The 19,832-nt window shown below is 36.6% G+C and carries 21 protein-coding genes and 1 riboswitch; of the genes, 11 read left to right on the top strand and 10 right to left on the bottom strand.

The window, feature by feature from the left end; genetic code table 11:
* Positions 1–23: 23 nt before the first annotated feature.
* Genes BMW39_RS01235 through ribA form a run of 4 tightly spaced genes read left to right on the top strand, consistent with a single transcriptional unit; the run spans position 24 to position 1,931 of the window.
* Positions 24–233: a twin-arginine translocase TatA/TatE family subunit gene (locus BMW39_RS01235; protein ID WP_034976584.1), complete on the top strand. Its 210-nt coding sequence runs from the start codon at positions 24–26 to the stop codon at positions 231–233.
* A 9-nt stretch (positions 234–242) separates the two neighbouring features.
* Positions 243–857, top strand: coding sequence for a DUF4254 domain-containing protein (locus BMW39_RS01230; protein WP_034976582.1), 615 nt, complete (start codon positions 243–245; stop codon positions 855–857).
* On the top strand, positions 854–1,312 hold the full coding sequence (locus tag BMW39_RS01225; RefSeq protein WP_051879967.1) for a hypothetical protein: 459 nt from the start codon (positions 854–856) through the stop codon (positions 1,310–1,312). Before BMW39_RS01230 ends, BMW39_RS01225 begins: the two co-directional genes overlap by 4 nt.
* Positions 1,313–1,334: 22 nt before the next feature.
* Complete coding sequence (gene ribA / locus BMW39_RS01220) at positions 1,335–1,931, top strand: GTP cyclohydrolase II (RefSeq protein ID WP_034976580.1); 597 nt, start codon at positions 1,335–1,337, stop codon at positions 1,929–1,931.
* 59 nt (positions 1,932–1,990) lie between these two features.
* On the opposite strand, the gene BMW39_RS01215 is transcribed toward ribA, so the two are convergent.
* Positions 1,991–2,290, bottom strand: a complete 300-nt coding sequence (locus tag BMW39_RS01215; protein WP_034976577.1) for an HU family DNA-binding protein — start codon at positions 2,288–2,290, stop codon at positions 1,991–1,993.
* 359 nt (positions 2,291–2,649) lie between these two features.
* Between BMW39_RS01215 and panD the strand changes: the two genes are divergently transcribed.
* Both panD and BMW39_RS01200 read left to right on the top strand, forming a co-directional pair.
* The gene (gene panD / locus BMW39_RS01205; protein WP_034970107.1) at positions 2,650–3,000 is read left to right on the top strand and encodes an aspartate 1-decarboxylase; all 351 of its coding nucleotides are present in this window, start codon (positions 2,650–2,652) and stop codon (positions 2,998–3,000) included.
* Positions 3,001–3,012: 12 nt separating this feature from the next.
* The gene (locus BMW39_RS01200; protein ID WP_034976572.1) at positions 3,013–4,065 is read left to right on the top strand and encodes a lysylphosphatidylglycerol synthase transmembrane domain-containing protein; all 1,053 of its coding nucleotides are present in this window, start codon (positions 3,013–3,015) and stop codon (positions 4,063–4,065) included.
* Here BMW39_RS01200 and BMW39_RS01195 read toward each other — a convergent pair.
* Together BMW39_RS01195 and BMW39_RS01190 are read right to left on the bottom strand one after the other, a co-directional pair.
* Positions 4,062–7,097: an SbcC/MukB-like Walker B domain-containing protein gene (locus tag BMW39_RS01195; RefSeq protein WP_034976570.1), complete on the bottom strand. Its 3,036-nt coding sequence runs from the start codon at positions 7,095–7,097 to the stop codon at positions 4,062–4,064. The two genes, BMW39_RS01200 and BMW39_RS01195, sit on opposite strands and share 4 nt — an antisense overlap.
* A gap of 62 nt (positions 7,098–7,159) precedes the next feature.
* The gene (locus BMW39_RS01190) at positions 7,160–8,365 is read right to left on the bottom strand and encodes a metallophosphoesterase family protein (protein WP_034976568.1); all 1,206 of its coding nucleotides are present in this window, start codon (positions 8,363–8,365) and stop codon (positions 7,160–7,162) included.
* 180 nt (positions 8,366–8,545) lie between these two features.
* Between BMW39_RS01190 and uvrC the strand changes: the two genes are divergently transcribed.
* A complete protein-coding gene (gene uvrC, locus BMW39_RS01185) occupies positions 8,546–10,336 on the top strand; it encodes an excinuclease ABC subunit UvrC (RefSeq protein ID WP_034976566.1) in 1,791 nt (596 codons plus the stop codon).
* Between the two features lie 2 nt (positions 10,337–10,338).
* Here uvrC and BMW39_RS01180 read toward each other — a convergent pair whose 3' ends face one another.
* Positions 10,339–10,743, bottom strand: coding sequence for a hypothetical protein (locus tag BMW39_RS01180; RefSeq protein WP_034976564.1), 405 nt, complete (start codon positions 10,741–10,743; stop codon positions 10,339–10,341).
* Between the two features lie 184 nt (positions 10,744–10,927).
* On the opposite strand from BMW39_RS01180, the gene BMW39_RS01175 reads away from it, so the two are divergent.
* Positions 10,928–11,491 (top strand): membrane protein, encoded by a 564-nt coding sequence (locus tag BMW39_RS01175; RefSeq protein ID WP_034976562.1) that lies wholly within the window; start codon positions 10,928–10,930, stop codon positions 11,489–11,491.
* Between the two features lie 148 nt (positions 11,492–11,639).
* Here the strand turns inward: BMW39_RS01175 and BMW39_RS01170 are convergent, their stop codons facing one another.
* The 3 genes from BMW39_RS01170 to BMW39_RS01160 form a co-directional block, all read right to left on the bottom strand.
* Complete coding sequence (locus BMW39_RS01170) at positions 11,640–12,272, bottom strand: trimeric intracellular cation channel family protein (protein WP_034976560.1); 633 nt, start codon at positions 12,270–12,272, stop codon at positions 11,640–11,642.
* Between the two features lie 89 nt (positions 12,273–12,361).
* Positions 12,362–13,126, bottom strand: coding sequence for an exodeoxyribonuclease III (locus tag BMW39_RS01165; RefSeq protein WP_034976558.1), 765 nt, complete (start codon positions 13,124–13,126; stop codon positions 12,362–12,364).
* 3 nt (positions 13,127–13,129) lie between these two features.
* Positions 13,130–13,633, bottom strand: a complete 504-nt coding sequence (locus BMW39_RS01160) for a hypothetical protein (RefSeq protein ID WP_131474331.1) — start codon at positions 13,631–13,633, stop codon at positions 13,130–13,132.
* A 179-nt stretch (positions 13,634–13,812) separates the two neighbouring features.
* Here BMW39_RS01160 and BMW39_RS01155 point away from each other — a divergent pair, with 179 nt between their 5' ends.
* Positions 13,813–14,169, top strand: a complete 357-nt coding sequence (locus BMW39_RS01155; protein WP_034976554.1) for a type II toxin-antitoxin system RelE/ParE family toxin — start codon at positions 13,813–13,815, stop codon at positions 14,167–14,169.
* Complete coding sequence (locus tag BMW39_RS01150) at positions 14,166–14,480, top strand: helix-turn-helix domain-containing protein (RefSeq protein ID WP_034976552.1); 315 nt, start codon at positions 14,166–14,168, stop codon at positions 14,478–14,480. The genes BMW39_RS01155 and BMW39_RS01150 overlap by 4 nt, the downstream gene beginning before the upstream one ends.
* 258 nt (positions 14,481–14,738) lie before the next feature.
* On the opposite strand, the gene porX is transcribed toward BMW39_RS01150, so the two are convergent.
* From porX to BMW39_RS01135, 3 genes are all read right to left on the bottom strand, one after another.
* Entirely contained in the window at positions 14,739–16,283 is a 1,545-nt protein-coding gene (porX, locus tag BMW39_RS01145) for a T9SS response regulator signal transducer PorX (protein ID WP_034976550.1), read from the bottom strand.
* A gap of 146 nt (positions 16,284–16,429) precedes the next feature.
* Positions 16,430–17,986: an Rne/Rng family ribonuclease gene (locus BMW39_RS01140; RefSeq protein WP_034976548.1), complete on the bottom strand. Its 1,557-nt coding sequence runs from the start codon at positions 17,984–17,986 to the stop codon at positions 16,430–16,432.
* 231 nt (positions 17,987–18,217) lie between these two features.
* The gene (locus tag BMW39_RS01135) at positions 18,218–18,508 is read right to left on the bottom strand and encodes an HU family DNA-binding protein (RefSeq protein WP_027383593.1); all 291 of its coding nucleotides are present in this window, start codon (positions 18,506–18,508) and stop codon (positions 18,218–18,220) included.
* Positions 18,509–18,555: 47 nt separating this feature from the next.
* On the opposite strand from BMW39_RS01135, the gene mutY reads away from it, so the two are divergent.
* Positions 18,556–19,614, top strand: coding sequence for an A/G-specific adenine glycosylase (gene mutY / locus BMW39_RS01130; protein ID WP_051879966.1), 1,059 nt, complete (start codon positions 18,556–18,558; stop codon positions 19,612–19,614).
* A 29-nt stretch (positions 19,615–19,643) separates the two neighbouring features.
* Positions 19,644–19,832: riboswitch (cobalamin riboswitch) on the top strand.

The raw sequence follows: 19,832 nt of genomic DNA, 5'->3' as shown, positions 1-19,832 counted from the left end.
TTTAACTTTGTAAAAAAATCAAGATGACATTATCCACTGTTATATTAAGTATCTCTTGGCAACATATCCTAATTGTAGCCTTGATTCTTCTTTTGTTGTTTGGAGGAAAAAAGATCCCCGAATTAATGAAAGGTTTAGGCTCTGGCATCAAAGAGTTTAAAGACGCGGTAAAAGAAGAGGACAAGAAAAAAGACCCTACTTCTACAACCAACGAACCTAATCAAAATCTATAAGAATTATTGATGAGTTTAACAGAAAAATCATGGGAGATCTTTAACCAATCGGTTAATGATTATCACATCAATGACGATGTTAATTCTGAAGAAAATAATCCATTCCAAGCTAATAGTTTGGAATGGATTTTGTATTCAAAGAACTGGATTGATACCGTTCAATGGCATTTGGAAGATATTATACGTGAGGAAGATATCGACCCAACAGAAGCTCTAAAAATAAAAAGAAGAATTGATAAACTCAATCAAAAAAGAACTGATCTGGTAGAACAGATCGATTTTTGGTTTTACAAAAACTTCGAAAATATTACTTCTGATCCAAATGCAAGGATTAACAGCGAAACTCCGGCTTGGTGCATAGATCGATTTTCGATTTTATCTTTGAAAATTTATCATATGTCTATTGAGGCTTCTCGTGAAGACGCTTCTGAAGAACACAAATTACAATGTTCCCAAAAGTTGAATGTACTTTTGGAACAGAAAAAAGACCTTTCCACAGCCATAGACCAACTGCTTTCTGATATTGAGAATGGTAAAGTTAAGATGAAGCTTTATAAGCAAATGAAGATGTATAATGATGAAAGTCTTAATCCAATCCTGTATCAAAAAATGCAGAAAAAATGAAAAGTTTCCATAAACTTTTAGCGATAACACTTATTACAGCACTTTTAGGATCTTGTTCCACCAATTCAGCGGCATCGGAACAGGTACATTCTGATTTGCTTTCTGATACGTATGCATACCTATCTCCAGAAGCTATTGTTTATGCCTCTTCAATTTCCAATCTAATTGCAACTTTTCCTAAATTCAGGAATGATGCTGTCAATAGAGAAGTTTCGTCACTGAAAGGTTCGCTTTCAGATTATCTAGGCGCTGTGAGGGAATTCAATCAATCTTCAAAGCACCGATCTTTAGAAGATTTTGAGAAGTACTATAAGAAGATTCAGAAACTTAGAAAATTCATGGTAAAAGATGATGATGAGGTTTTGAATCGTTATATGGTTAAAATTAAGACCAATATCAATCTTCTGGAAGCTTCGCAATCAAAAGGTATCGAGACCTCTATGTCTTCCAATTAATTTATTACCACTACTCTACTTAATGTTACAAATACAAGCAGAATCGAATGTTCCCACAGATTTTGGGGAATTCAGAATGATGGCTTTTTCAGAAAATGAAAAAGATTGGATGCCGCATATGGCTTTGATTGCTAAAGGTACAGACTTGACAAAACCGGTTAATGTAAGGATTCATTCAGAATGTATTACTGGCGAGGTTTTCCATTCTCAGAAATGTGAGTGCGGACAGCAACTGAATACAGCGATGCAATATATGCAGGAAAACGGCGGAATGATTATCTACCTTAGACAAGAGGGCAGAAACATCGGAATCATCAATAAGTTGAAAGCTTACGCTTTGCAAGAGAAAGGATTTGACACCGTTCAAGCCAATCTGGAACTAGGATTGCCAGCAGACGACCGTAATTTTGATATTGCGATAGAAATGCTTAAAAAATTAGAGGTGAAGTCTCTCAATCTGATGACCAACAATCCGGAAAAGATTAAAATAATTGAGGATAGTGATATCAACTTCAATTCGAGAATACCTCTGCAAATCAAGTCAAACTTGTCCAGCGCATCTTACCTCAAAACTAAGAAAGACTTTTTCGGACATCTCTTGGATGACGAGAATTCTTGATCATAAAAACAAAAAAACCGTCTTGCGACGGTTTTTTATTTGAATAAACTCAAATAAAATTATTTTTTCTTACCTGTAGCAGGACCAGCAACCGCAGTAGCCAAATCAGCTCCAGCTTTAAATTTAGCAACAGTTTTTGCTTCAATTTGGATTGGTTTTTTAGTTGCAGGGTTGATACCTTGTCTTGCAGCTCTTTCAGATACTGAGAAAGTACCGAAACCTACTAGAGATACTTTACCGTCTTTTTTCTTAAGTGTTTCTGTTACGTTAGCAACAAAAGATTCCAAAGCTTTTTTAGCAGCAGCTTTTGTGATGTCTGCATCCTTCGCGATAGCGTCGATTAATTCAGATTTGTTCATAATATTTATTAATTAAAGTTATGTTGTTATAGCAAATATAAGACAATTTTCATATCGTGCAAATATTTTTATAAAAATTAGTGAAGTATGTATCATTCTTTTTAAATCAATGAATTTTCGACAAATCAATTTTTAACGAAAACACTCGATTTTTTGAAGATGATTTTTAATAATTTATCTTTATCCATCAACAATGATAATACGTAACAATTAATATTTACAATATTCATAAATTCATAATATCGAATATCGATTTTAAAAATATTTGCAATGTCTCTCTCAATAGAAAAATGATGCCAATTCTGAGGAATCATAAAATGTTCTTTCTCACTTTTATTATTTAGCGTAAATTTGCAACTATGTTTATCGAAGTTTTTAAATCGAAAATCCACAGGGTCCGTGTTACGGCATCAGACCTTGATTATATTGGAAGCATCACTATTGACGAAGACCTTATAGAAGCGGCCGGCTTGATTGTTGGCGAGAGAGTCTATATCGTAAACGTGAACAACGGTGAACGTTTTGACACCTACGTCATCAAAGGGAAAAGAAAATCCGGCGAAATCTGCCTCAATGGTCCTGCAGCCAGAAAAGTGCAGAAAGGCGATATCATCATTATTATCGCTTATGCACAGATGAGCCCTGAGGAAGCCAAAGATTTCCAGCCAAAAATCGTTTTCCCAGACGAAGCGACCAATCTCCTCACATAATTCCTAATCACATTGGAAGAAAAGAAGCCATCATTACTCAAAAATATTCTGACAGTTTTAATTTCGATTGCGATTGCAGGATTATTTCTATGGCTTGCACTCAAAGGATTGGACTTTGACAAAATCAAAGGTTCATTACAAAAAGCCAATTACCTTTGGGTAGCGTTTGCAGGATTTTTTGGCGTTTCCGCTTATTGGTTCAGAGCCATCCGATGGAATCTTTTGTTGGAACCAATGGGTCACAAGATTTCCAATTCCAACTCACTTTGGTCACTTTCTTTCGGATATTTAATGAATTTAACGATTCCCAGAAGTGGTGAAGTGGCGCGTTCAACAGCGCTTTATGGTGTTGAGAAAGTTCCGGTTGACAAGTCTTTTGGAACGATTATTTTGGAACGAGTTGTCGATTTGGTTTGTATGGGAATCTTCGCATTATTGACTTTGGTTTTCAAATATGATGCGCTTTTGGCTTTCTACAAAGCGGCGACTCAACAAAAAGCTTCAGAAAAAAAAGAATTAAATTGGTTTGAACAATATTTGCTAAAAATTGGAATTACTGATTTAGAACAATTTTATTTCTTTTCAAAAATTGCTATTGGAATTATTGTAATCGCAGTCTTAACGTATTTATTCATATATAAAAAAGACAAATTAATCGATTTTGCAAAAGGGGTTTTTGAAGGTTTAAAATCTATTTTGACCTTAGAACAAAAAGGAAAATTCATCCTTTACACCGCGGGAATCTGGATTTGCTATTTCTTCGCATCTTATCTTGTTTGCTTTGCTTTGCCAGAAACTTCCAATTTCACACCTGCAGACGGCTGTTTCATTTTAGTAGTCGGAACTTTGGGAATGATAATCCCAGCAAGTGGCGGAGTTGGCGCTTTTAATTTAGCAATGAAATTTGGCTTCACCGCCTTATTCATTTCGATGGGAAAAGACGCTGTAGAAGGCGGAGAATTGGGACTCGCCTACTCTTTCATCACATTGCCTTTGCAAATCATCATTATGCTCGTAATGGGCTTGATTTCGATTCCGATGTTGGCGAAGAATAGGAAGATTTAACTCAGAATCATTTCAATCTTACTTCCAGTTTCTTCATCTTTAGTAATATTCAGCGAAATTGGAATTTTCTCTTTCAATTCTTCAACGTGCGAAATAATTCCGACGATTCGATTTTCTTTCTGGAGATTCATCAATGTTTCAAAGACCAAATTCACAGATTCCGGGTCTTGCGTTCCAAAACCTTCATCAATAAAGAAAAAGTTTCTCTCCGATTTCGCCTGCGACTGCACACTTTCTGCCAAAGCCAACGCCAAACTCAACGAAACCTGAAAACTCTGTCCGCCAGATAAAGTCTTCACACTTCGCGTTTTTCCCTCGTTCAGATAATCTATGATTTCAAATTCATTCTTGTCATTGACTTGCAAACTGAGTTGGTTTCTTGTCATTCTATGAAATCTGATATTCGCATTGTCACAAAGTTGTTTCAAATAAATCGAAGAAACATATTGCACAAAACCAGCACCTTTGAAAAGGTTAGAAAGTGTATCAAGATTCGCTTTCCTTAGCAACAATTTATTTTGCTCGAGAATCAATTCCTTCTTGGTTTCAAAACTTTTCTGCAAATCCGAAAGTTGTTTTTCAATAATTGTCAACTGCTTTTGTAATTGAGAAATATTTTCTTGAGAAACTAAAAAATCATTCTCTTTTGCCACGAATTCTGATTCATCGAAATTGGACTCTTTCAATTTCAACTTTAAAGAATTAATGATTTCTTTCAGGGTATTAAAACTGATTTTAAAATCCTGAATTTCCTTCCGCGACGTCTGAATATCAAAATCTTGAGATAAAATCGTCTCGACTTCTTCAAGGTTTGTGAATGAGGATTTCGCTAAAACAGATTGGATATTTTCAATATTTTCTTTTTCCGATTTTTGAAGTTCGTCAATCTGTTTTGAAATTTGGGCAAGCAAGGTTTCCTTAGAAGCAACTTTCGGCGTTGTTTCCAACAAATCTTTTTGAAATTGTTTGTATTGATTTTCGACCGAACTATTTTTGGTAGACAAATTCTCAGATTCAATTTTGATTTCTGCCGAATTTGCGGTTTTAAAATCTTTAAAATCAAGAACTTTCAAATTTTGCTTTAAATCTGAAATAGAAGTTTCCAGACTGATTTTTTTATTTTTAAAATCAACAATCGCCTCTTCAAAACGTTTGGTTTCTTTTTGTTGAATTTCTAATGTTCTACGATGTTCATCAAGCAATTTCTCCGCGGAAGAAATTTTCTGTTCCAATGCAAAAGCTTCGGTTTTTTGAGTAGAAAATTGGGTTTCATTTTCTTTATCAAATTGATTCCAAATGAATTGTTCAGAATGTAGTTTCAATTTTTTATCAGATTCTGATTTTTGATTTTCCAGTTCAATTTTCTGATTTTCCAAAAGCTGTTTCAGTTCCAGAATTTTCTCAATCTGCTTTTCGTCTGTTTTAATTTTTTCAATTAAATCTTCAATATCCAGAAGTTCAGCATTCAAAGTCTTCAATGATTCGGAAACATTTTCTGAGACCAAAATCTCCGGATGTTCCAGCGAACCACAAAGCGGACAAGGTTTTCCGTCTTCAATGTTCTGAGCAAATTCTGCTAATTTTTGAGACAATACCAAATGACTTTTCTGGTTTTGATGATTCAGTTTTTTCTCATTCAAAACAAGATTTTTGGAAGAGAATTCTTCCTTCCAGTTTTCGGGAAATTCATTCAGTAAGATTTGCTGTTTCGCAATTTCCTCAGATTTTGAAAGAATATTTTTTTGAAAATTAGACCATTCGGTTTGGTAGTTTTTCCTGATTTGAAACCAGTTTTCAACTTCCATCAGAATTTTAGTATCCGTTTTCTTAGACTTCAAATCCGAAATCGATTTGGATTCAACATCTATAATTTTTTGAATCTCAATTTCTTTTTGCTTCGAATCTGAAATGGTTTTTTCGCCTTTTTCAATTCTTTCCAACAATAGATTTTTCTGAGTTTCAAAATCCAAAATCCTTGAAATATTCAACAAATCAACGGCTTTTTGTTTGCTGTTTTCAAGTTGATTGAAATCATTTTCTAATGCCGAAATATTCTGTTTCAATTGATTCAAAGTCTCAGAAAGCGCATTAAATTCCGTCTTCGCTGATTCCTGAGTCTTCAAATTTTGATTGATTTCAGAAGACAAACGCTTTTTTTCCGTTAACAACGATTTGAAGTTTCTTTCCGCAGTTTCAAAAACTTCCAATTGCTGTTCAAGTTTCTGGAATTTTTCATTTTCTGTTTCTTTAATGACGAATTCGGCTTCTTTTATTTTTAGATTATCAAAATCAGTTTTGAGATTTTTGAGTTTCTGAAAATTGGTTTCCAGCTGATTATGAACTTCTTTTTCTTTACCAAAATTAATTTTAGAAAGATTTAGTTCTTCATTTTTTGCATTAATAAGCTCTGCTGAAACTTCCTCAAAAGTTCCCAATTTCCCTTCGAGTTCCGCCAATTCATATTTGGTTTCGGATACTTTCGTAGAAACTTTGTCCTGCAAATCATATTTGTGAAGTCCGAAGATTTCCTTCATCATCTGCGTTCGGTCTTTGGCTCCCAATTCCAGAAACTCCTTGAACTGACCTTGCGGAATAATAATCGTCCGCTTGAAATTCTCATAACTCAAACCCAGAATTTCAGACGCATTCGTATGTTCCAGTGGAATCCATTCGCCATTTTTTTCTTCGTAAAAACAAGTGTTGTAAACTTTGACATCATCAAAACGTTTTGCATTTCTCCTAAACTCCCGAACGGCGCGAAATGTTCTATTCTCAAAATTCTGAAAGTCAAACTCGATGAAAGACCGATTGCTACGGAGATTCATCATATTATAAGCACGACTGTCTTTGCTATTCATCCTTTCAGTTTCACCATAAAGTGCAAAACTGACAGCCTCCAAAATTGAGGATTTCCCAGAGCCAACGGCTCCAAAAATCCCGAACAAGCCAGCTTGAGTCAGCTCAGAAAAGTCAATCGTTTGTCTGGTTTGATAGGAATAAAGTCCTTCTATTGTAAGTTTTATTGGAAGCATTTTGGTCGTTGGTTGATAATTGCTGGTTGATTGATTTTTAAATCTTTAAATTTTATCTTTTCTTAAATCAATTCTTTGAAAATATTCATCAGTTCGTCATTCGGTTCTTGATTTTGATTTTTCGATTTGAAATAATCTTTGAACAAGTCCTGAATGTCCTGATTCAGATTGATGCTTTTATCCGTTTCATTAGAATCGATGATGTCATATTTTAGTTTCGGAATGAGATGAATAATGCCGTGATGGGTTTGATAAAGCAACTTTCTATCTTCAGCTTTTAGAAAAGTGTCACTTTCCAAAGTCAATTCTACCAAAGTTTCCGGATTATCTTGCAACCAGGAAATTGTATTTTCAATGTTATCAAAGGTTTTCCGGAAAAGCGGTTTTCCACTTTTGATTTCGACGGTTTTGGTTTGAGGATTTTCTGCAGGTTTCAAATCAATGATATTGACAGATTTTTTCTGTCCAGCTTCACTAAAACTATAGCAAAGAGACGATGACGAATAAACAACAGGCTTCTCCAATGTCCCAATATTCCGAAAGTTATGGAGATGTCCCAAAGCTGTGTACTGGATTTGAGATGGAATAATTTCCGTGTAAAGCAAGTCGGCGTTTCCAATCATAATTGGTTTTTCGCCTTCTGGTTCTTCAGGTTTTTCAGCACCTCTCTTCATCATATAAAGATGCGCCATCAGCACATTGATTCCGTTCTGGTCGCAATAAGTATCAGCTAGATTCTGCCACGTTTTTTGCAAAGAATTGCTGAGTGCGACTTCTTTATTGTCTTCTCCAAGATATTCTTTCAGACGGATTTCGTTGGCATAAGCCGTGTGGAGAATTCTTATCGGATAATCGAATTGATTTAATTTGAGTTCGATGAATCCTTTATCGGTATTGATAATTTTAAAATGCTCCAGTTCGAAAATCGGAATTTCTGCGTTGGGATGACCAATCAAAATGATTCCACACTCTTTTGCCAACGGATTTGGCGCATCAATTCTATCTGGCGAATCGTGGTTTCCTGCAATGGCAATGACAGGACGTTTTCCATTTTTGGAAAGCTGTTTCAAAGTCCTGTAAAATAATTCTACAGCTTCCGTTGAGGGATTGAAATTATCAAATAAATCGCCCGCAACGAGAACCAAATCCACATCCTCCGCATCAGCAATCTCAACCAACTCGTCCATTACAAGTTTTTGTTCTTCCAAACGGGAAAAATTTTCTAGGCGTTTTCCGAGATGCCAATCGGCGGTGTGAAGGATTTTCATTTTATAAAGATAGTTTTTTGATGAAAGAGGACAAAACGGAAAACCGTAAAGATTTTAGAATCCTCAAAAAAAAATCGATATAAAACATTCAGACAATTCACTAACAAAGATGATTTTTTCATCAAAGAAATATCGTTTCAACAATTCTCACGAATCAATATCATTCCGTAAATTTGCTCTGTGAATCCCAACTTAGAACTTCAGCTCAAAACACTTCCATCGGAACCAGGCGTTTATCGTTATTATGATAAGAACGACCAGCTTTTGTATGTCGGAAAGGCAAAACATCTCAACAAAAGAGTCCTCTCCTACTTCAACAAAAATCAAAATGGTTACCGAACCAGAATAATGGTTTCGAAGATTCACAGGCTTGAAACAACCGTTGTGAATAGTGAGTACGACGCACTTTTATTAGAAAACAATCTCATAAAAGCGCATCAACCATTCTACAACGTGATGCTGAAGGATGATAAAACCTATCCGTGGATTTGCATCAAGAATGAAGATTTTCCCAGAATATTTTTGACCCGAACCAAAATAAAAGACGGCTCCGAATATTTTGGACCTTACGCCAAAGTGAAACCTGCGCGAGTTCTGCTTGATACGATTAAGAATCTTTATAAAATAAGAACGTGTAATCTGAATTTGGCGCCATCAAAAATTGCAGAAGGAAAATACCGCGTTTGTCTGGAATATCACATCAAAAATTGTAATGGACCTTGCGAAGATTTGGAATCTAAGGAAGATTATGATGAAAAAGTAGAAGCCATCCGAGGAATTATCAAAGGTGATTTCCGATTTGCCAAGAAATATCTGGAAGAAAGAATGTTCCGTTTTGCTTCGAATCTTGAGTTTGAAAAGGCTCAGATGATTAAGAATAATATCGAGTCTCTCGAAAATTATCAGGAAAAACACACGGTCGTAAATCCAAGTATTGATGACGTGGATGTTTTTGGGATGACGAGCGATGAAACGGCGGCTTACGTTAATTATTTTAAAATCAGAAATGGTTCCATCGTTCAAAGTTTTACGACCGAAATCAAGAAAGTTTTGGAGGAAAGCGATGAAGATATGTTGGAGGAAGCTTTGGTAGAAATTCGTCAGAAATTTGATTCTACATCCAAAGAGATTTTGATTCCTTTTCATCTCGGTTTGGAAATCCCGAATGTCAAATTGATTGTCCCAAAAGTCGGCGACAAAAAAAGAATCGTAGAACTTTCTGAGAAAAATGCGAAGGAATACAGACTTGAAAAATTGAAACAAGTCCAAATCATCGACCCGGAAAGACACACCAACCGAATAATGGCAGAGATGCAAAAACTCCTAAGAATGCCCGTTGAGCCAAGACACATCGAAGGTTTTGACAACTCGAACATTCAGGGAACAAATCCTGTTTCGGCGTGTGTAGTTTTCAAAGACGGGAAACCTAGCAAAGCGGATTACAGAATTTTCCATCCGAAAACTGTGGTTGGCCCAGATGATTTCAAGACGATGGAAGAAGTCATCTATCGCCGTTACCGAAGATTGCTGGAAGAAGGCGAACCTTTGCCACAACTCATTCTAATTGATGGTGGAAAAGGACAATTGTCTTCGGCTGTCAAAAGTTTGAAACTGCTTGGACTTTACGGAAAAATCACAATAGTCGGGATTGCAAAACGTCTGGAGGAAATCTATTTCCCAGAAGATTCGATTCCTTTGTATATCGATAAAAAAGCGGAAACGCTGAAAATCCTCCAACGTGTGAGAGATGAAGCGCACCGTTTTGGCGTGAAACATCACAGAACGAGACGAACAAATTCGACCATCAAATCTGAACTGGAACAAATCCCGGGCGTTGGTCCAAAATCAATAGAAATGCTATTGACAAAACTGAAGTCTGTCAAAAGAATCAAAGAAGCGGATATCGTGACCTTGGAGGAAATCCTAGGGAAAGTGAAAGCAAAAGTGGTTTGGGAGTTTTTTAATTCCTAAACCTACTCAGCCATTCCTGCAACTACTTTTTTGTAACCATTGCCGTCAAAAGCAGCTTGCCTTTCTCCGCAATTGTCATTCATAATTATAAATGTGAGCGTATCATTGGCAATTTGATATTTGTACAAACCTTCATCCTTAGAGTCGCAAGGAGAATTGCCTTCAATCTTCACCAATTTCAAGGTGCCTTGGTCTGTGAAAGAATATTTCATTTTCTCAATGACGTTTCCTTGGTAAAGAAGATCAAGATCATCAGTATTAAATCTAAAAATAACCTCTGCAGGTGTCGGAATGCTGGCAACTCCTTTCCACTGCGTATTGGCCAAAGGATTTGTAGTTTCTTGAGAAAAACAGAACAGACTTGACAGAAATAAGCCTGCGATCAAAGAATTTGTAATTGTTTTCATGACTTTTATTTTTTGAGATCAAACAAAATTAAAACTTGATAATCAATCAACTATCAACAATTAAAGTTAGTATTATAATCCGAATATCAAATATTATATTGCAAGAATTTAAAATCGAAATCAATAAAGTTCCTATTCGGAATTTCAATCGTTAATTATTATCTTTGCAACCTAAAATTTAAACATGAACAAATACATAAAATTTGTAATTGCTGCAGTCATTATCGCTTTGGGCGTTTACCTGATGTTCAACCGAAACATTGGTTGGGGCGTCGTTTTGGTCATTCTATCTGCGATTCCAATTGCACTTTTCTTCAAAAACGAAAATATTCTTTTGGCATTTTGGCAACTTAGAAAACAAAATCTGGAAAAAGCTTCGAAGTTTTTATCCAATATCACCAATTACCAATCTCAGCTTCACAAAAGCCAATACGGTTATTTCCACTATCTGCAAGCCTTGACAACCGCTCAGGACAATCCTCAAAAGACAGAAGGATTGATGAAAAAAGCGCTGGATTACGGCTTGAATATGAAACACGACCGCGCAATGGCAAAACTCAACCTTGCCGCATCAGCTCTTGCAAAAGGCAGAAAATCTGAAGCTCAAAAATTACTGGAAGAAGCAAAACAGTTAGATTCTGCAGGCATGATGACCGATCAGATCAAAATGATCAAAGACCAGATGAAAATGCCGACCATGCAAAAGCATATGCACAATCCTCACATGAGACAGAGAGGAAAATTCTAAATAACAGATCAAAAGGGTTGAAACTTTTTCAATCCTTTTTTATTTTTTAGGAGCCGGGAACCTGCTTTCCGTTGCAATTCCTCGCGCCTTGCTTTGGCCATCACCTGCTGTGGGATTTCCACTGCAATCAGGGCTATGATTCGAGTAGTTACATTTCCTGATTACTTTCGTAGCCATAGAATTTCGGGATTCTCCAATGGTATTTCACAGCTAAGGTCCTGATGGAAACAATCAGAAGAATCGTAAATATTTGAACGAGCGTATACGACAAGATTGAATATTTCGACAAGAGTAAAAATGTTCCTCCACCTACGATACAAGCTGTCGCATAAATCTCCTTTCGAAAGATCAATGGAATTCTGTTCAACAAAATATCACGGATGATTCCACCGAAACAACCCGTGATGGTTCCCAACGTCAGACATATCAAAGGATGAAAACCTAAACTCAATCCTTTTTGGATCCCAATGATCGTAAACAATCCCAACCCAAAACTATCGAATATAAACAGCGTCACCTTGAAATTCTTCTCAATTGATTTGAAGATCATCGTGAACACACAAGTCGTCAGGATCAATACAAACGTCAAAAGGTCGGTCATCCAAAAAACAGGAACATCCAGAAGCAGATCTCTCACAGTTCCACCACCTACAGACGTCACGAAGGCAATGATCAAAACACCAAAAGGATCCAAGCGTTTCTGCATCGCGGCAAAACTGCCCGACATCGAGAAAGAAATGGTTCCCAAGATTTCTATGATAAGATTGAATTGCTCGTGCACGGATTTTTATAATTGATGATTGATAAATGATGAATGATGAATGATAAATTGCGGCTGAATGAAATCAATTATCATTCATCGCTTATCATTTATATTGATAGTTCCACCATCACAGGACAATGGTCAGAGTGTTTGACCTCTGGGAGGATTACCGCTCTGGTCATTTTTTCTTTCAAAGGTTCGGAGACGAAGTTGTAATCCAAACGCCAGCCTTTGTTCCTTGCTCTGGAACCAGCTCTGTAACTCCACCAGGAATATTGGTCCGGCTGACCATTGAAATGTCGGAAACTGTCTGTCAAACTATTTTCATTCATAAACTTGGTCATCCATTCGCGTTCCATCGGGAGAAATCCGGAAGTATTTGCCAAACCAATTGGATTGTGAATATCAATTGCCTGATGACAGATGTTGAAATCGCCGCTGATGATGAGATTCGGGATGGTTTTTCTGAGTTCTTTGATGTATTCTAAAAAGTCAAAGCAGAATTGCATTTTGAATTCCAATCTTTCGATGTTTGAAGCTGACGGAACGTAAACTGAAATCACGGAAAAGCCATCAAAATCTGCGCGGATGATTCTGCCTTCGTTGTCATAACTTTCGATGCCGCAACCGGATTCTACGTGGTTTGGTTTCACTTTGGAAGCGATTCCTACGCCGCTGTAACCTTTCTTCACCGCAGAATGCCAGTAACTGTGATAGCCTGCTTTTTCGAGGCTGTCAATATCAATTTGGTCATTTCCTGCCTTGCTTTCCTGAATACAGATGACGTCCGGACTAGCGACATTAAGCCAGCCGAGGAAATCTTTTGTAAAAGCAGCCCGAATTCCGTTGACGTTGTAGGAAATGATTTTCATTGTTTATGAATTAGAATAAATGAGATAAATAATAACGATTGTGAAAACAGCTGCCAAAAGTACGACTTTCCATTTTCTTGAACCTTCATCTTCTATGAAAAGTGTATTTTTTTGACTTTGAAATTTGGTCGGGTTTTCCAGATATTCTTTTTCGTAAGCCAGAAGTTCGGGTTTGTCTCCCATTACTCTTTTGACCTCAGCCCAATCTGGGTCGGAAGGGAAAACCACTTTTTCCGGTTGATTATTCAACTTCAATTTGACGGTGAGTTGTCCATTTTTGTTGAACGTCTTCACCGAGACATTGCTGTTGCTTGAGGAATTATCTTCCGTGAAGTGTGTTTCTTTCCGCTGGATAGCTTCTACGAGATCTTTGGAATTTTTCAGTCCTATTCCTGTTTTATCAAATACGAGTTTGATGGCATTCATCTTTTCATTTTGTTGGAGCAACTCTTCTATTTCCTGCCTGTCAAGATGGTGTTCTTGGAGTAATGCGTCGATGTCTTTCATAATTTCAATTTTGTTTTTAAGATTGGGTGATTCAGAATAAACTTTGTTGATTACTGGGAAATGAGTTTCGCTGAAAATCAAAGTTCGGAATTCTGGATGGAATCTTCAAAAGAAATACCAAGCTAGAATAGTTTCGTTATAATGAAACTTTTCACTAACTTTGGACAAAACATAGATGAATGAAAAAACTTTTTGAAATTATATTTCTTGAAGAAGCTTTTGAATTTCTAAGCGGTCTTGATAAAAAGCATTACGAAAAGATTCTTTATAATATTCGTAAATCTCAAATACAACACGACCCAGAACTTTTTAAAAAACTGAATGATGAAATTTGGGAATTCCGAACGCTGTATCAAGGGTTTCAGTACAGGTTTCTGGCGTTTTGGGATAAAACCTCATCTTCAGAAACTTTGGTAATTTCCACACACGGATTTGTAAAAAAGCGAAGCAAAGTTCCCGATAATGAAATTCAAAAAGCTGTAAAATCTAGAACAGAATATTTTGCAAACCAACAATCAAAAAATAAGAAAAAATGAAAACATTCACATTGGACGAGGTTCAAGATAAACTCATTGGAAAAGTTGGAACGCCAGAGCGTGACGTTTTCGAATATGAACTTCAAATGGATTTAATTGGCAAAGCGATAAAGGAAACGCGAAAAGAAAGAAATCTGACCCAGGAACAATTGGGAAAACTGATTGGCGTACAAAAAGCTCAAATCTCAAGACTTGAAAGCAATGCAAGTAATGCCACAATGGATACTTTGATGAAAGTTTTTTCTGCTTTGAAAGCTAATGTTAAACTACAAGTAGAATTGCCGAATTTGAATATTAGTATTGGAAAATAAGTTAGGAATTCTGGATGGAATCGCGTCAAAAGAAATACCAAACCTCAACATAGCACCGATAGGAACGGCATCCTTTTTTGCTTTTTGGGGAAATCTTGTTTGGATGATAAATCGTGTGAAAGGAAAAAAGATATAGTGGATAGCGGGTTGGACTGGTGAAAAGAAGTACCAATCGTCTTGCTCCTAAAAAGAAAAAGGCGGAAAAAGCATTCGCTTCTTCCGCCCTGGTAAACCCAAATCAAATAAACTATGAAAAAACTATTTGGGTTCTAATATGCTTATCGGGATGATGACCTCCTCGAGGGAAATCCCACCGTGCTGATAAGTTTCTTTGTAATAATTCACAAAGTGATTATAGTTTTTTGGGTATGCTAGGAATATATTGTTCTTCGCAAAAATATATTTTGAACTAAGATTTCCCTTTGGTAGAAAGAGTTTCCCTGGGTCGTTCACCGCCCAAACATCTTTGTCCTCGTAGGTCAAACTTCGTCCTGTCTTGTATCTGATGTTGGTAGAGGTTTCTCTGTCGCCAACTACCTTACTAGGTTTTTTAACATAAATTGTGCCGTGATCGGTCGTGATCACCAATTTGAATCCACTTTCTGCGGCCAACTTGATGATTTTAAGCAATGATGAGTTCTCGAACCAGTTGTAAGTGAGCGACCTGAAGGTTTTGTCGTCTCTAATTAATTGATTTACAATATTATTATCGGTTTTCGCGTGGGACAAAATATCGATGAAGTTGTAAACGATCACTAACAGATCATTGTTCTTGTGCTGATTGAAATCTTCTAAAATCTTTCTTTCGAAGTCTGAGTTTAGGATTTTCAAATATTTCATTGACTTGCTGGATAAACCCAAACGTTTCATTTGGTCTTCCAGGAAGTCTCTTTCGAATTCGTTTTTGTTGCCTTCCTCGTTGTCATTGAACCAATTGTTCGGGAATCTTTTTTCAATCTCTGATGGCATCAATCCTGCGAAGAATGAGTTACGGGCGTATTGTGTCGCCGTTGGCAAGATGCTGAAATAATAATCTTCGGACGTTTTGTTGTAGAACTTGGTGAATAATGGCTCAATGACTTTCCACTGGTCGTATCTCAAATTATCTACCATCAAAAGAAGAACCTTGTCGTTCTCCACTTCTGGTTTCACTTTGTCTTTGAAAAGCGTGTGGCTCATCATCGGTTTATCGTTGCCGTGAAGCCAATCTTCGTAGTTATTTTCTATGAATTTTGAGAATTGGATGTTCGCTTCTTCTTTTTGATTTTGAAGCAAATCAGCAAACTCGTTGTCGGACACTTTATCGAATTTTACTTCCCAATTCAAGATTTTCTTATAATATTCTGCCCAATCTTGATATGTTCTCAAGTAAGACAATTCCATACTTAAGTTTCGGAATTCCTGTTGATAATCAACGATTGTTTTTTGCTCAACCAATGATTCACTTTGAAGGATTTTTTTGAGTGACAAAAGAACCTGATTTGGATTTACAGGTTTCAAGATATAATCCTCGATTTGTGACCCGATTGCTTGTTCCATAATGTGTTCTTCCTCACTTTTGGTGACCATTACGATCTTGATCGCGTTATCTTTTTCTTTGATCATTGGAATCGCTTCCAGACCAGAGATCCCAGGCATATTTTCGTCGAGAAGTGTCAGCACAAATTTTTGTTTTTCTATCAATTCCAAAGCCTCATTCACGTTGTTCACGGGTGTTACCGTGTAACCTTTGTTTTCCAAAAAGACAATATGAGGTTTGAGAAGGTCTACTTCATCATCGATCCATAAAATTTTTCCTGACATATATTTTTATTTAGTTTTAAAGCATCAAAATTATGACCAAAATATCACAATAATATGTAAATAACAGAGGATGGGCGTTAAATATTAGTTAAAGGAAAAAATAAAAAAAACTTTGCCAGCGATGTGACAAAGTTTTTGAATTTCTTTTAATTGGAAAAGCTGATCAATTCCTTTTTCTGAGCGTTGTAGAGATGGAACTCCAACATCTTGAAAGAATCTCTAGGAATGATAGTTACCCATTTTTTGTATTTGATGAACCATTTGTTTTGGATGCTCGCCAGACCTTTGGTAAGATAAGCTTCTACAAACGGATGCACGTGAAGGAAAAGCTTTCCTTTCTCTGTGGCCATAATGGTTCTGATGGAATCTTCCATCTTTTCGATGATCACGATCGGGGCGATGATCTCGCCGTCCTTGTTCGGATTTTCTTCGTTGGTCTCGATGCTTTTTTCTGCGCGGACACGCTGTCTTGTCATCTGGATCAGACCAAACTTGGAAGGTGGTAAAATCTTATGCCTTGCCTTGTCACGCTTCATTTCGTCTCGGAAATGTTCGTACAATTCTTTTCTGTGTTCCGCATCCACCATATCAATGAAATCCACGACGATGATTCCGCCCATATCGCGAAGACGAAGTTGTCTTGCGATCTCTGTGGCCGCCATTTTATTGACTGTCAAAGCGTGCATTTTGTTGGTTGATGAGGATGAAATATTGTTTCCAGAATTCACATCCACCACGTGAAGGGCTTCTGTATGCTCGATCACGAGATAAGCACCTTTGGAAGCAGGAATATTCACGTGTTTCCCGAAACTCTGTTTCAATTGTTTTTCAACATTGTAATATTCCAAAAGCGGAATATGAGAATCGTAGAACTGGACGATATTCTTACGTTCGGGAGCAATGACCTCGATGTAAGCTTTCATATCCTCCACCATTTTTTCGTCATCACAAATGATGCTTACGAAATCCTGGTTGAAGTTGTCTCTTAGAATCGAAGATGCTTTGTCCTCTTCACTTAAGATCTTACTAGGAACTTTATTTTTCTGGATATTCTTGAAAGTCGTTTCCCACTTTTTCACCAGCTGATTCATATCGTTATGAAGTTCAGCCACTTTCTTTCCTTCAGCCACCGTTCTGATGATGACACCAAAACCTTCCGGACGAATACTTTCAATCAAAGTTTTAAGACGTTCTTTTTCTGCGCCGTCGCTCACTTTTTTGGAAATCGAAATTTTATTATCAAAAGGAATTAAGACCAAAAACCTTCCCGTAAGAGAAATCTGCGTAGAGATACGCGGTCCTTTTGTTGAAATTGGTTCTTTGGTGATTTGAAGGAGTACAACATCGCCTGCAGCCAACACTTTGTCCACCGTTCCCATCTTGTCGATGTCTTTGGCGTGCTCGGCATTTTTGAGACTTGGCGTTTGTTGTTTTTTGGAAATCGTGTTTTTCAGGAATTTCTGGTAGGATAGAAATTGAGGTCCCAGATCTTGGTAATGCAGAAACGCATCTTTGTCTGTCCCAATGCTCACGAAGGCGGCATTCAGGTTGGGGGCAAGTTTTTTTATTTTCCCTAAAAATAGGTCACCAACCACAAAATCGGATTTGGTTTTCTGCTCGTGAAGTTCAAAAAGGCGTCCATCTTCCAACAATGCGATCTTTGAAGCGTCTTCCTCATTGGAAATTATCAGTTCTTTCTTCATAACTTCATAAACGGGTTTTTTACTAAATTAGGTTGTAAATATAAAACAAAAATATAGTTGGCAAAAGACCAACTATATTTATATGTATAAGACGTTGAAAAATTACTATTTTTTCTTCTTGTGTCTGTTTGCTCTTCTTCTTTTCTTTCTTTTGTGAGTTGCAACCTTATGTCTCTTTCTTTTTTTTCCGCTTGGCATAATTTATATTTTTATACGTTTATATTCTATTGATTATTTAACTGCAACTTTAGTTTTTACTTTTTCTACAAAAGTTTTTGAAGGTTTGAAAGCCGGAATATTGTGGGCAGGAATTTCAATTGCTGTGTTCTTAGAAATGTTTCTTCCTGTCTTAGCCGCTCTTGTTTTGATGATAAAAGAACCAAAGCCTCTTAAGTAAACGTTATCTCCATTATACATAGAGGTTCTGATTTCTTGCATGAATGCTTCTATAACTTTCTGTGTATCATTCTTTTCTACTCCCAGCTTGTTCGAGATGGTATTTACCAATTCTGCCTTTGTCATTTTATAATTTTCTTTATATTTTTGGTGTGCAAATATAAGATATATTTTTGAAAACAAACAAACAAAATGCTGATTTTCTTCACATTGGGAAAAAGCTAATAAAGTGGTATGATACTAATGCCAGACAACTTCCTTGGAGAGAAAATCAACATCCTTATAATATATGGATATGCGAAATTCTTTTGCAGCAAACTCAGGTAAAACAAGGCCTCGGACATTACCTCAGATTCATAGAAAGATTCCCGAATGTCAATGAACTTCACAAGGCTCCGGAAGATGAAGTTTTGTTGTATTGGAAAGGCCTGGGCTATTATTCCCGTGCCATCAATCTCCACAAGGCGGCACATCAGATCATTGAGGAATTTGATGGTAAATTCCCGACGCATTATCAAGATATTCTGAAACTGAAAGGTGTTGGAAAATATACAGCTGCCGCAGTCGCAAGTATTTGTTTTGATGAAAAGATCCCAGCGATCGATGGAAATTTCTACCGCGTTTTGTCACGGATCTTTGCGGATGATTTTGATATGTCGAGTTCCAAAGCGTTTCAATATTTCACGGATTTGGCTTTATTAATAATGCCGGAGGACAAACCTGGAGATTTTAACCAAGCAATTATGGACATTGGTTCCGAGATTTGCAAACCAAAAAATCCACTTTGCGGAGAATGTCCTGTGAATGATGATTGCATCGCGTATCAAACCGGAAGAATCTCAGAATTTCCTGTGAAAACCAAGAAAGCAAAAGTCACAGATTTAAGTCTGAAATATTACTTCATCAAATTTCAAAACCAATTTCTCATCAAACAAAGAGGAAATGATTTCATCTGGAAGAAATTGTACGAATTTCCAACTTCGGTTCCTGAGAAATGGGAAGAATTAATTATCAATTCGAAGATCATCAATCATAAACTGACGCATAAAAATATGACAATCGAGATCAATACGATTGAATTGGAATCAAAAAAGGCTTTGGAGCAATTCGCTTCGGATAATGATTTCATAATCGTGGATGAAAAATTGGCCGATGAAAAATCTTTCCCAAAACCGTTGGAAACTTTCTACAAAAAACGAGACGTAGCGGAAATTGGAAAATTGCCGTTTTAACTAATTTTCAATTATCGTTTCAACTTCAGTATATTTGCCGAGAATTTGGTTCCCGAAAAATCGGGATTAAATGGGAATGAAGTGTAAATCTTCAACTGTCCCCGCAACTGTAAATCGCAAAAAAGAGATTTTGTAATCTTTGCCATTGTCTTTAATTAAGGATGAGAAGGCGCAAAATCAGCGAAAGTCAGGAGACCTGCCAAGTCAAAACAATGAAT

Source organism: Epilithonimonas lactis (assembly GCF_900110605.1).
GTDB lineage: Bacteria > Bacteroidota > Bacteroidia > Flavobacteriales > Weeksellaceae > Epilithonimonas > Epilithonimonas lactis.
The sequence above is the reverse complement of the archived record's forward strand: the minus strand, read 5'-3'. Positions and strand labels throughout refer to the sequence as shown.